This is a genomic window from Tissierella sp. (assembly GCF_052089545.1).
GTDB lineage: Bacteria > Bacillota > Clostridia > Tissierellales > Tissierellaceae > Tissierella_A.
On record NZ_JBQDAA010000030.1, the window covers coordinates 1 to 13185 of the forward strand.

Genomic DNA, 13185 nt, shown 5'->3' on the forward strand with positions numbered 1-13185 from the left:
ATTCCATCATCTCCTCTATTTAATAAATGTCTATCTACTAGCTCAAATGCTATATCTTCTATATCTCCAGTCATTACCTTATCAAATTCATTTTTAGACATTTCAAGCACTAGGCTGTGCTGACCATTATCAACTGTTCTTTTTTCTATAATATTATTAAATTCCATCTTTGCCTCCTATTATATTTTTTATAATACTTTCTATTATATTGCCTATAATAAGAGTTTTTTAAACATTATATAAAATTTTATATCACTTTTGCCCCACTTAGATCTATTTCTAACTCTATTACTCTCCAATTGTAATTTATTGATTTTAAAAAGTCTTCTATTTTTAATTTAAAATCTTTATCATTTTCATCTACAAGAGCCATAATAGTAGGACCTGCTCCACCCAGGTATCCTCCCAAAGCTCCAAATTCATATATCTTATCTAAAACTTTATCAAATCCTTTTATAAGTTCTCCCCTATAAGGTTGATGTAAATTATCTTTAAAGGAATATTTTAATAAGTCAAATCTACCGTTTACAAGTGAAGATATAAGTAGAGAAACTCTACTTACATTTTCTACTGCTTTTTTATATGATATCTTTTCTGGTAAAACTTCTCTTGCCTTTTTAGTAGATATTGTAAAATCAGGTACTATAGCAACAAATTTAAGTCCCTTAGCTATCTCTATTTTATTATAATAAATATTTTCCTCTTCCATAATTGATGAAATTAGTCCACCAAAAAGTGCAGGTGCTATATTATCTGGATGTCCTTCTATCTTTGTAGATAAATCAAATATCTCATCTATTGAAAGTGGACTTCCCGCTATTTCATTTGCTCCCATAACTCCTCCTAAAATGCAAGAAGCGCTACTCCCAAGACCTCTAGATACGGGAATATTTGTCTCTATATTTATTTTTATTCCTTTGGGTTTATAAGCTAAGAAATCAAATGTTTTTACCATTGAAGTATATACTAAGTTATCTTTATCTAGCTCTTCATCTAAGGCCCCAATTATCTCTACTCCTTCAGATTTTTCTTCAAAGGTAAATGTATTATAAAGCTTTAAAGCTAGTCCAAGACTATCAAATCCAGGCCCTAGGTTAGCACTTGTAGCAGGTACTCTAATTTTAATCATCACTATCACCTATCTTTAGAAGCTCTAGAACTATTTTTTCCATATCTTTTTTATCACAATTATTCTTATGAAGTATCTCTTTTTCTTGGAGTTCTAGTATCTCTTTAGGAACATGTAAATTTGACTTTTCTCCTAATTCCTTAATTATAGAAAAATCATCCTTATTATTTATATCTATTCCAATAGAAGTTGAAACTTTATCTGCAAATTTAAAAGGACTAGCTGTTGATACTATTACCGTTTTTGTCTTATCACCTGTATCTTTTTGATACTTTTTATATACACTATGTGCAACAGCTGTATGAGGATCCATTAAATAGTTATGATCTTCAAAGACTTCTTTTATGGAGCTACTTACTTCTTCCCCACTTGCATAATATGCTTTGAAACCAGCTAATTTTATATCTTTTGCACTATATATATCTTTATTATTTAAGCTTTCCATCCAGTCTTTTATTTTTTCATCATTTCCACCACTTAAGTGAAAAAGTAATCTTTCTAAATTAGAAGAAACTAATATATCCATAGATGGTGAACTAGTTAGTTTTAAGCTTCTTCTTTTATCGTATATTCCAGTATTTATAAAATCAGTTAAAATATTATTTTCATTTGAAGCACAAATAAGATTTTTTATTGGAAGACCCATTTTTTTTGCATAAAATCCAGATAGTATATTCCCAAAGTTTCCTGTAGGAACTACAAAGTTTATCTGTCCCCCATCTTTGATCTTCTTTTTTCTTAAAAGTTCTAAATAAGCATGGAAATAATATACTATTTGTGGTACTAGTCTCCCTATATTTATGGAGTTTGCTGAAGATAGTTTAAGTCCGTTTTTATCTAAGCTTTGAATAAAACTATTATCATTCATAATGTCTTTAACTCCACTTTGAGCATCATCAAAATCTCCATTTATAGATATTACTGATGTGTTACCACCTTTTTGTGTTAGCATCTGTCTTTTTTGTACCTTACTAACCCCTTTTTCAGGGAAAAAAACTATTATATTTATACCTTCTACATTTGCAAAGTTTTCTAGTGCAGCTTTGCCTGTATCCCCTGAAGTTGCTGTTAGAATAACTATTTTCTTTTTTTCATCTAATTTTTCAATCGATTGCTTTAAAAGATATGGAAGGATAGATAGTGCCATATCTTTAAAAGCAAAGGTTGGTCCATGAAATAATTCTAAAAAATGAAGTTCTCCGACCTTTATAAGTGGTGCTATTTTATTTCTATCAAATTTTTTATCATATGCTAGATCTATAGATTTTTTAAGTTTATTTTTATCTAAATCAGTGAAAAAAAGCCCTATAATTTCATGTGCTAATTCTTTATAATTCATCTCAAGTAGAGCTTCAATATCCTTTATCTTAGGAATACCCTCTGGTACAAACAGTCCACCATCTTCAGCTATTCCTTTTACAATAGCTCTACTTGAAATTATTTCATTTTCTTTATTTCTAGTGCTAATATATTTCATATCCCTACACCTCTAATCAAGAATTCTAGCTATAAAGTACTCATCTTTTTCTATATCTAATGATGATATAATATCCATTATTTCTTTTATCTCTACCTCATTTGTAAGTATTGCTATATTATCTTTTGTAGAGAGTATTTTTTCTGATATATCTTCTACAGATTTAAGAATATTTTCTTTTGATTCTGAAATCCTTAGATAATATTTATCCTTGATTTCAGAATTATTATTTTTAAGAATTCTATGACCTAGTGGATTCTGTTTTCTATCAAAATCTAATGCTATGTCTAATATATCTCTTAAAACAGCATCTCCCGTAGGAAATTTTCCAGCACCAGAACCATAAAATTTAAGTTCTCCAATATTATCTCCTTCAAAAGTTACTGAGTTAAAGGCCATATTTACGCTAGCAAAATATGATCCATCTTTTACTATTGTAGGCATTACAAGAGCACTATATCCATCCTCATATTCCTTTACCTCTCCTATAAGTTTTACAGTGGATTTCATAAGTTTGATTTGTCTTACATCGAAGGATGTAATTTTTTCTATGCCTTCAAGTATTATATCTTCTTCTCCTACTTTTCCTTGAAGGGCTAAGCTTCCCAATATCCTAAGTTTTCTAAGAGTATCAGGACCTTCTACATCAGCTGCAGGATCCATCTCTGCGTAACCAAGTTCTTGTGCTTTTTTTAAGACTTCGTCATAGTCTAATCCTTCGTTAAACATTCTAGTTAAGATATAGTTACAAGTTCCGTTTAAGATTCCTTGAACCTTATCAACACTATTTAAGATTAATTCTTCTTTAAGAGGCTTTATAATAGGAATACCGCCGCCTACACTTGCTTCATAAAGGAATGATACATTTTTTTCTTCCGCTAAAGCAGATAACTCTTCAAAATATTTTGACACTAGAGCTTTATTTGCAGTAACTACAGATTTTCCATTATTTAAAGCAAGTTTTACATATTCATAGCTTTGTTCTATATCACTAGTTACTTCAACTACTAAGCTTATAGTATGGTCATTTAAGATTTCTTCAAAATTAGATATAATAATATCTTTATTTAAATGAATATCTCTTTTTTTATTTACATTTTTGACGAGTATTTTCTTTATATTAATTTCTTCTCCAATTAGTGATGAAATCTTTTCTTTACGACTTTCTAAGATTTCTACTACTCCACTACCTACTGTTCCAAGCCCTAATAATCCTATGTTTATCACAGATATTCCTCCTATTTTTTGTTTATAATAGCTTCTGCTATTTGAACAGCATTTAATGCTGCACCTTTTCTAACATTATCAGCTACAACCCATAGGTTGATACCATTTTCTAAACTAAAATCTCTTCTTATTCTACCTACATACACAGAGTCTTTTCCCTCTATATCTATAGCCATAGGATAGATATTATTTTCTCCATCATCTTTTACAATTACTCCAGATGCATCTTCGAGCTCCTTGCGTATTTCTTCAATCTTGAAACTATCTTCAAATTCTACATTTATAGATAGGCTATGAGCATATTTTACTGGTACTCTTACACATGTTGCTGTAACTTTTATAGATGGATCTCCGAAAATCTTTTTAGTCTCATCTATCATCTTTATTTCTTCTTTTGTATATCCATTTTCTAAAAAGCTATCCACATGTGGAAGGGCGTTAAAGCTAATAGGATAAGGGTATGTTTCCACTCTTTCTTCTTCTAAATCTTTAATCCCTCCTACTCCTGAACCAGATACTGCTTGGTAAGTAGAATAAACTATTCTTTTTATATTAAACTTATCATGTAAAGGTTTTAATGCTACAACAGCTTGTATAGTAGTACAATTAGGATTTGCTATTATTTTGTTATCATCTTTTATATCATTTATATTTACTTCAGGAACTATTAATGGAGTATCTTTATCCATCCTGTATAAGCTGCTATTGTCTATAACCTTAATTCCTTTACTAGCTGCTAACTTTCCATATTTTTCAGTAATAGCTCCTCCAGCTGCAAATAGAGCTATATCTATATCCTTGTCAAAAGATTCTTCCTTAAGCTCTTCAACGATATAGTCTTTATCTTGAAACTTTATCTTATCACCAGCTGATCTTTTAGAAGCAAGAAAATATATATTTTCTACAGGAAACTTTCTTTCTTCTAATATTTTAACCATTGTACTTCCAACAAGACCTGTTGCACCTAATACTGCTAAATTATACTTTTTCATACCTATTTCCCCCTATATATTATTTTTCAAAGGCTTTATATATTGAAGCTATTGATTTATCAAAATCTATATTTTCTACTCCTATTATTATATTAAGCTCACTAGAACCTTGAGTTATCATCCTTATATTTATCCCACTTTGGGATAAGGCTGTAAATATCCTTGATGATATACCTTTAGTTCTAATCATCCCCCTACCTACAACTGCTATAAGTGCCATATTTGGATAAGCAATAATTGAATCTGGATTACAATATATCTTAATTTCTTCTATAACCTTATCTAATTTAGAATTAAGCTGAGATGCTGAGATAATTAAAGATATAGAATCTATGCTTGATGGCATATGTTGAATTGATATATTGTTTGTTTCTAATACAGTTATAAGTTTTCTTAAAAAATCTTTTTCAGATATCATCCTAGTCTTTTCAATGGCGATAACTGTAAAGTCTTTTTTCCCTGCAATTCCAGTTATACTCTCGGTATTTTCTATAGGATACTTATCATTTACTATTTTAGTTCCCGCATGTTCTGGAGCATTTGTGTTTTTAATATTTATTGCTATTCCTTTATTTTTAACTGGAAATAGTGATTCCTCATGTAGAACTGGAGCTCCCATGTATGAAAGTTCTCTAAGTTCTTTGTATGTAATCACTTCTATAGGTCTAGGTGTATCTACTATGGTAGGGTCAGCCATAAGAAAACCCGATACATCAGTCCAATTTTCATAAAGTTTACAATCTAGAGAACTCGCTACAATAGATCCAGTTATATCTGAACCCCCTCTGCCAAATGTAACTATTTCACCATTAGATTTAGCACCATAAAAACCAGGAATCACAGCTCCATCTATATTCTTAAGTTTTTCCTTCATTTTAATTTCAGTAGCTTTAGAATCAAATTCTCCTTTATCATCGAATACAATAACATCCTTGGAGTCTACAAAGTTAAAGTCTAAAAAATTAGATAATATAATTGCATTTAAATATTCTCCACGACTTGCAGCATAATCTTTTGATGAACCCATTTGAATCTTTTCTTTTATATGGTCTAAGCTTTCTTGTATATCTAATTCTAGTTGTAAATCACTACATATATCTAAAAATCTTTTTTCTATAATATTATAGACATCATCGATATTTAATCTATGGGATGCAAGCTGATAACACATATATAATAAATCGGTTATCTTGTGATCACCTTTATGAACCTTTCCTGGAGCTGAAGGAATTATATATTTCCTATTGCTATTTGATTTTATAATATCTTTTACTTTTAAAAATTGTTTACTATCTGCTAGGGAACTTCCCCCAAATTTTGCTACTATTACATTATCCAATTTAAACCCTCCTTCAAAATTAATATAAAAAAAACACACGCCCATAATAGGACGAGTGCATATAGTCTCGTTTCCACCCAAATATATCAAGTGTAGCTTTAACGCAGCAAGCGCATATCCCTAATAATACTTCAGGAATGGACTCATAGGTGGTTTTCAATCAAATGTATCAAAGAAGTCTTTCAGCCGATGAACTTCTATCTCTTTTGACCATTGCCGATTTACTCTTCCTATTCAAAGCCTTTAAAATATCTTAACCTATATATTCAATAATGTCAACAATTAAAATATTCAGTTATATTTAAAATATAAAAACCCAAGATTGACATATATTAAATATAAGTCAATCTTGCCAATTATTCAAATGCATTTTTAAAGATTTTATATATTATAGAACTATTTCTCCTGATCTTCTTGCATCTTCATTATTTCTGGAAGTTTTATAGTTAGACCACCATCAATTAATAAATCTATTCCTGTTATGAATGAAGCTCTATCATCTGCTAGAAAAGAAACTGCATTAGCTATATCTTCTGGCTTACCATTTCTACCTATAGGAGTCATCTTTTTCATAAAGTTCATTTGTTCTGGATGATCTTTAGCTGCCTTTTCTCCCATTGGTGTCATAATAATACCTGGAGAAATAGAAACTATTCTAGCACCTTTTGAACCAAATTCAAAAGCGTATTTTTTAACTAATTCTTGTACTCCTTTTTTTGAGAAATTATATGCAGTATCTGCATCATTTTTTACTATTTTTACTAAGTCATCAATGGCTCCTTTTTCAGAAGGATTCTCCAGATATTGATTATAATCTGGGTTTGAAGGTACTACATGCCCCATCATTGATGAAATTAGTATAAGTGCTGTGTTTTTTTCTACTACATCTAAAGTTTCTTTTATTAAGTTTTCAGTACCTAGTAGATCAATCTGAAATATAAGCTTAGCATTTGCTGATCCACTACTTACTCCAGCTGAGTTTAAAACCGTCTTAAGTCTACCTAATGTTTTAGCATAAGAGAACAATTCTTTTATACTAGATCTATCAGAAATATCACTGGATTTGTAAACTACATCAATACCTGTCTCTTTCAATTCTTTTTCTGCAGACTTTAATTTTTCTACATTTCTTCCAGTTATAAGAACTACCCCATCTTTAAACTTTTTAGCACATTCTAATCCTATTCCACTGCTACCACCTGTTATTATGTGAATATTTTTCATATATATACTCCTCCTTATTTACTTAGGATTTAATCCCATTATTAAAACTTTAAATTTATCAATTAATATATAACAATATATTAATACCCATTTAAAATACTTCAAAATATATTTTTGAAATTTTTTAAATTATAAAATATATTTACCAAGCTTTACTAAAAATAAGCAAATAGTAGTTGTATTATTTCCTTTAATAGATTTATTTATTACATTCATTAAGACGTGAATAGTTTATAAATTTTATGCTGAAATAAAACTTATAAGGCATCCTTGCAAGGATGCCTTATTTTCCTATATTATTTGTCAGTTGTTTCTCCAATAAAACTTTTTTTAATTACTAAAAATTTTAATCCATTATCTATTATAAAATTTTATCTAGTTTATTTATATTTCTTTATACTTTGTATTTTCTATTTTATACATGTCTTCTAATAAAGGAATATGTAAGATCCTTTTTTGGATAATAGCAATTGATAGAACGACAATAGTCGGAAATAAAAAAGTTGAAGAAATACTAATCATTTTATTATTTACCATATCTACCAAATTAAATCCTATGATAGCTCCAAATGGAAAGCTTATCCAGTGCAAAAGCCAAAATATAACTATATTCCAGTTTTTTTCAGCTATATTAATACCAATATCAGTGGCAGGTCCTGTTAAATGTGTTGTTCTATTTATAGGCGTTAGGCTTGTAGATGCATTTTGAGCCCCCATAGCCATTGATATAATAATAATATCTGCTATTCGATTTCGAAAAAATATAGGAAATACTAATGTGCTAATGAGGCCACCTACAAGAAATAATCCTCCACTAAGTCCCTTTCTTTTAGTTAATATAGTAGATATAACAGATCCTGTTATAAAAGATATGACAACTAAAGCTACGCCCATAAAAGCCTTTAAATTCCCTTTAAAAACATGATACCCCATCATAATGCCTCTGCCTGACATAAAAGCTGGACTTTCACTAAAAAAATGATTTATTGCCACTGCATTAACCCAACCCGCTGTCATGGAAAGACAAAATCTTAAACAATTAATTTGTGTTGATTTTTTAATTTTCACTTTACCTCTCCTATAATTTTATTATATCCATGCTTCGCATCACCCATCAGTATTTATTAAGATATTACTAGTATATCATGAATAATAATTATCTCATATAGAACTATAAAGTTTGCTTGATAAATATAAAACCAAGGCTATCATAGCCTTGGTTTTATATTTATTCTAATCTTATTAAAAGTTGGGATGATTCAATTGCATCGCCTTCTTTTACACTGATAGATTCTATTTTACCTTCAAGAGAAGATGTTATTTCTGTTTCCATCTTCATGGCTTCAATTACAGCTATTAATTGATTTTCCTTTACAAGATCTCCCACTTCAACTAAAATCTTAGCAACAGTTCCAGGTATACTTGATCCTATATCTTTGTTGTCATCTGGATCTGCTAATTGCACCTTTTCAGTACTTGCTACTATATTACTTGCTTTATCAAGTACTTTTATAGTTCTTCTACTATCGTTTACATCAAAATAAAGTGTTCTATATCCCTCATCGTCTAATCTTCCTATTTCAACTAGCTTTATTACAAGTATTTTACCTTCTTCTATCTCTACTTCTCCTATTTCTCCTTCTCTTAAACCATGGAAAAATATATCACTAGGCATTCTACCTAAATCTCCATTTTCCTCTTTATACTTTAAATAATTTTCAAATACTTTCGGATATAGGGCATATGAAAGTACATCTTTCATATCTGAATCTATTTTATACTTCTCGTCTAAATATTGAGATGCCTTTTTTAAGTCCTCATCTTCTAATAGTTCACCTGCCCTACAAGTTATAGGTTTTTTATCTTTTAATACTAGCTTTTGAAGTCTTTCTGGAAATCCACCCATGGGCTGACCCATCATTCCCATGAAATATGAAACTACACTGTCTGGAAATGCCATATTTTTAGCTTTTTCATATATGTTTTCACTGTTTAGATCATTTTGAACCATAAATATAGCAAAGTCCCCAACTACTTTTGAAGTGGGAGTTACCTTTATTATATCTCCAAGCATCTCATTTACAGTTTTATACATCTCTTTTACTTCAGTAAATTTATGACCTAATCCAAAGCTTTCAACTTGTGATTTAAAGTTTGAATATTGTCCTCCTGGTATCTCGTATTTATATATTTCTGCTGTTCCAGATTTAAGATCTGATTCAAACTCTGCATATATCGGTCTTATAGCACTCCAATAATCTGATATAATTTGAAGGTTTTCTATATCAAGACCTGTACTCCTATCTGTATGCTCAAGAGCTGCAACAATAGAGTTTAAAGCTGGCTGACTTGTAAGTCCTGACATACTATTAAAAGCTGCATCTACTATGTCTACACCTGCATGGGTAGCCATTAGTATTGTAGCCATACCATTTCCACTTGTATCATGAGTGTGAAGATGAATAGGAATATTTATTTCCTTTTTAAGCTCTTTTATAAGTTGATATGCTGCCTCTGGTTTTAATAGAGAAGACATATCTTTTATTCCAAGTATGTGAGCTCCCATATTTTCTATTTCTTTTGCAGTTCTTATATAGTAATCTAAATCATATTTCTTTTTATCTTTATTTAATATGTCCCCTGTATAGCACATACTCACTTCTGCTACTTTACCTGTCTTTAAAACTTCTTCAACAGCTACTTTCATTCCTTCTAAATAGTTTAAAGAATCAAATATCCTAAATACGTCTATTCCACTTTTAGCTGACTCCCTTATGAATTCTCTAACTACATTGTCTGGATAGTTTTTATATCCAACTGCATTTGAACCTCTAATTAACATTTGAAGTAGTATATTTGGGACTTTTGTTCTGAGCATTTTAAGTCTCTCCCATGGAGATTCATTTAAAAATCTATATGCCACATCAAATGTAGCCCCTCCCCACATTTCAAGAGAAAATACATCATTGCCTAAAATGGAAACAGCTTTTGAAATATTAAACATATCATTAGTTCTCATTCTAGTTGCCATAAGTGATTGATGAGCATCTCTAAGTGTAGTATCTGTAATTAAAAGTCCTTTTTTATTTTTTATCCATTCTGTAAGACCTTCTGGTCCTTTTTCATCTAATATCTGCTTACTTCCCCTCTGCTCTAGAGGTCTTTTAAGCCCAGGAATTGAAGGAGAATCAAATTCCGGCTTATTTCCTTTAGTTTTATTTATTACTTTTTCTCCAATATATTTTAAAACTTTAAGCTCTATATCCTTTTTAACTCTTATATCAAATAATTGTTCATTTAAATTGATAAATCCCGTGTCACACTTTCCATTTATAAATTCTGGATGATTTATTACATTTATAAGAAATGGTATGTTTGTCTTTACTCCTCTTATTTTAATCTCTTTTAAGGCTCTACTTGCCTTTTTAGCAGCATCCTCAAATGTCCTTGACCATGATATTACTTTTACTAGGAGACTATCATAGTAGGGACTAATACTTGCTCCAGTAAATCCACTTCCTCCATCTAGTCTTATTCCTGAACCAGAACCTGTCCTATATGTGTCTATAATTCCTGTATCAGGTGCAAAGTTATTTTGTGGATCTTCTGTAGTTACTCTACATTGAATTGAGTATCCATTTACTTCTATATCGTCTTGGTCTTTAATATTTATTTCATCTGAATCTAATCTATAACCTTGTGCAATAAGAATTTGAGACTGAACAATATCTATTCCTGTTACCATCTCTGTAACTGTATGTTCTACCTGTATTCTTGGGTTTACTTCTATAAAGTAGTGATTTCCATGTTTGTCCAATAAAAATTCTACAGTTCCAGCACTCATATAATCTACTGCCTTGGCTATTTTAACTGCATCTTCACATATTTTCTCTCTCTGCTCTTCAGTAATAGAAAAAGCTGGAGTATATTCTATTACCTTTTGATGTCTCCTTTGAATAGAACAATCTCTTTCAAATAAATGGACTATATTTCCATGTTTATCACCAAGTATCTGAACTTCAATATGCTTTGGTTTTTCAAGGTATTTTTCTATAAACATGTCTTCTATTCCAAATGCTTTTTTTGCTTCATTTTTTGCATTATGGTATTCTTTAATTAAATCTTCTTCTCTTCTTACTATTCTCATACCTCTACCGCCGCCACCAGCTGCCGCTTTTAACATTACTGGATATCCACTAAAGTTTGCAAACTCTTTTGCTTCTTCTTCACTAGTAATAGCCCTATCTATACCAGGTATTATATTTACTCCTGCATCATTTGCTACTATTTTAGATTTTATCTTATCTCCTAATTTTTCCATCATTTCTGGAGTAGGACCTATAAGTTCTATTCCTACTTGTCTACATTGTTTACCAAATTCAGGATTTTCAGATAAAAATCCATATCCTGGATGTATAGCATCTACACCTTTTTTAAGAGCTATTTTTATTATTTCATCTATACTTAAATATGCCTCTATAGGGCCTTTATTTTTACCTACTAAATAAGATTCATCGGCTTTTGTACGAAATAAAGAGCTTTTATCTTCTTCTGAATAAATTGCAACTGTTCTTATACCAAGTTCAGTACAAGCTCTAAATATCCTTATTGCTATTTCTCCCCTATTTGCAACTAATATTTTCTTAAACTTTTTTATCATAAACTTACCTCCAAAATATATCATTTAATACGATAATGTATTATGGTATTCATTCCATTATATAGATAATTAAGTATTCTGTAAACTCTTTCATAATAATTCTTATTAATTCTATAATTATAGTCTCTACCTACCAAATAAAAAGATTCCAACCTAAAATCCCACAAAGTATACCTATTGCAGCACCAGCTATAACATCTCTAGGAAAATGAACTCCACCTAAAACTCTTATCATGGCTATTATTAGACCTATAAACATTAAAATAATTCCTATAAAGTTTGATATATAGTATAGATTCATAGCTATAATAAAAACAGAAAAAACGTGTCGGCTTGGAAAAGATTTACCCCTAGTATCTTTATAGATTATTGGATCTATATTCAATATTTCATATGGACGTGAAAAATTTATAGATTTACGAAATATACTTAATAATATAAAAGATATCCCTGGTATAAGTAAAACTTTCCAAATCCTTATATCTCTATCAATCCCCATTTTTAAAAGAAAAATGGGGTATGTTAAATATACTAGTGTGGTAAATAAATTGTTTATAATGTTAATCATTTTTACTCCATGCCTATAGTTTCTTATAGGTTTGGTAATCTTTTCATATGTCTTTTCATTCATCATTTTTATCTTCCATTCTTTTATGCATTTTTAGACAAAATTCTTTTTATAGTCTTCATAATATTATAACATAAAAGAGTTTACTAAAACATATAAGACACAAAAGGATATCCTTTTGTGTCTTATATGTTTATCTATATATTTAAAATTTTTGTAGTAGTGAGTTTCTTAAGTCATCTTCTGCAATGCTTATAGGCTTTAAGCTAAATGTATCTACTAGATATTGTAATACATTAGGTGATATGAAAGCTGGCAAACTTGGTCCCAGATACATATCCTTTACTCCAAGTGATAAGAGGGCCAATAAATCAGCTACAGCTTTCTGTTCATACCAAGAAAGCACAATAGTAAGTGGAATACTATTTACATCTGTGTCAAAAGCATCTGCAAGAGATGAAGCAATCTTAACAGCTGAATATACATCATTACATTGTCCTACATCTAGTAGCCTCGGTATACCCTCCACCTCTCCAAAGTCAAGCTTATTAAATCTATATTTACCGCAA

The 13185-nt window shown here is 30.0% G+C and carries 9 protein-coding genes and 1 pseudogene; all 10 read right to left on the reverse strand.

The features are described from left to right. Window positions 1-247: 247 nt before the first annotated feature. A complete protein-coding gene (thrB, locus tag ACTHW2_RS03985; protein ID WP_442262440.1) occupies window positions 248-1129 on the reverse strand; it encodes a homoserine kinase in 882 nt (293 codons plus the stop codon). Further along, complete coding sequence (gene thrC / locus ACTHW2_RS03990) at window positions 1122-2606, reverse strand: threonine synthase (RefSeq protein WP_442262441.1); 1485 nt, start codon at window positions 2604-2606, stop codon at window positions 1122-1124. The genes thrB and thrC overlap by 8 nt, the downstream gene beginning before the upstream one ends. A gap of 12 nt (window positions 2607-2618) precedes the next feature. Beyond that, window positions 2619-3833 carry a homoserine dehydrogenase gene (locus ACTHW2_RS03995; RefSeq protein WP_442262443.1) on the reverse strand — a complete coding sequence of 405 codons (1215 nt, stop codon included), beginning with the start codon at window positions 3831-3833 and terminating at the stop codon, window positions 2619-2621. Between the two features lie 11 nt (window positions 3834-3844). Further along, complete coding sequence (locus tag ACTHW2_RS04000) at window positions 3845-4825, reverse strand: aspartate-semialdehyde dehydrogenase (protein ID WP_442262445.1); 981 nt, start codon at window positions 4823-4825, stop codon at window positions 3845-3847. A gap of 19 nt (window positions 4826-4844) precedes the next feature. Continuing rightward, window positions 4845-6209 carry an aspartate kinase gene (locus ACTHW2_RS04005; RefSeq protein ID WP_442262457.1) on the reverse strand — a complete coding sequence of 455 codons (1365 nt, stop codon included), beginning with the start codon at window positions 6207-6209 and terminating at the stop codon, window positions 4845-4847. A 351-nt stretch (window positions 6210-6560) separates the two neighbouring features. After that, window positions 6561-7388, reverse strand: a complete 828-nt coding sequence (locus ACTHW2_RS04010) for an SDR family oxidoreductase (protein WP_442262446.1) — start codon at window positions 7386-7388, stop codon at window positions 6561-6563. A gap of 384 nt (window positions 7389-7772) precedes the next feature. After that, window positions 7773-8456: a YoaK family protein gene (locus ACTHW2_RS04015; RefSeq protein WP_442262448.1), complete on the reverse strand. Its 684-nt coding sequence runs from the start codon at window positions 8454-8456 to the stop codon at window positions 7773-7775. A gap of 160 nt (window positions 8457-8616) precedes the next feature. Beyond that, on the reverse strand, window positions 8617-12045 hold the full coding sequence (locus tag ACTHW2_RS04020; RefSeq protein ID WP_442262459.1) for a pyruvate carboxylase: 3429 nt from the start codon (window positions 12043-12045) through the stop codon (window positions 8617-8619). A gap of 133 nt (window positions 12046-12178) precedes the next feature. Continuing rightward, window positions 12179-12679: a phosphatase PAP2 family protein gene (locus ACTHW2_RS04025; RefSeq protein ID WP_442262450.1), complete on the reverse strand. Its 501-nt coding sequence runs from the start codon at window positions 12677-12679 to the stop codon at window positions 12179-12181. A 142-nt stretch (window positions 12680-12821) separates the two neighbouring features. Further along, a pseudogene (locus ACTHW2_RS04030) lies at window positions 12822-13185 on the reverse strand (hydroxylamine reductase); the annotation flags it as partial.

Coding starts and splice junctions, on each gene's coding strand:
- thrB (WP_442262440.1), bottom strand. CDS start 1,129: ATGATTAAAATTAGAGTACCTGCTACAAGTGCTAACCTAGGGCCTGGA.
- thrC (WP_442262441.1), bottom strand. CDS start 2,606: ATGAAATATATTAGCACTAGAAATAAAGAAAATGAAATAATTTCAAGT.
- ACTHW2_RS04000 (WP_442262445.1), bottom strand. CDS start 4,825: ATGAAAAAGTATAATTTAGCAGTATTAGGTGCAACAGGTCTTGTTGGA.
- ACTHW2_RS04005 (WP_442262457.1), bottom strand. CDS start 6,209: ATGGGCGTGTGTTTTTTTTATATTAATTTTGAAGGAGGGTTTAAATTG.
- ACTHW2_RS04010 (WP_442262446.1), bottom strand. CDS start 7,388: ATGAAAAATATTCACATAATAACAGGTGGTAGCAGTGGAATAGGATTA.
- ACTHW2_RS04025 (WP_442262450.1), bottom strand. CDS start 12,679: ATGAATGAAAAGACATATGAAAAGATTACCAAACCTATAAGAAACTAT.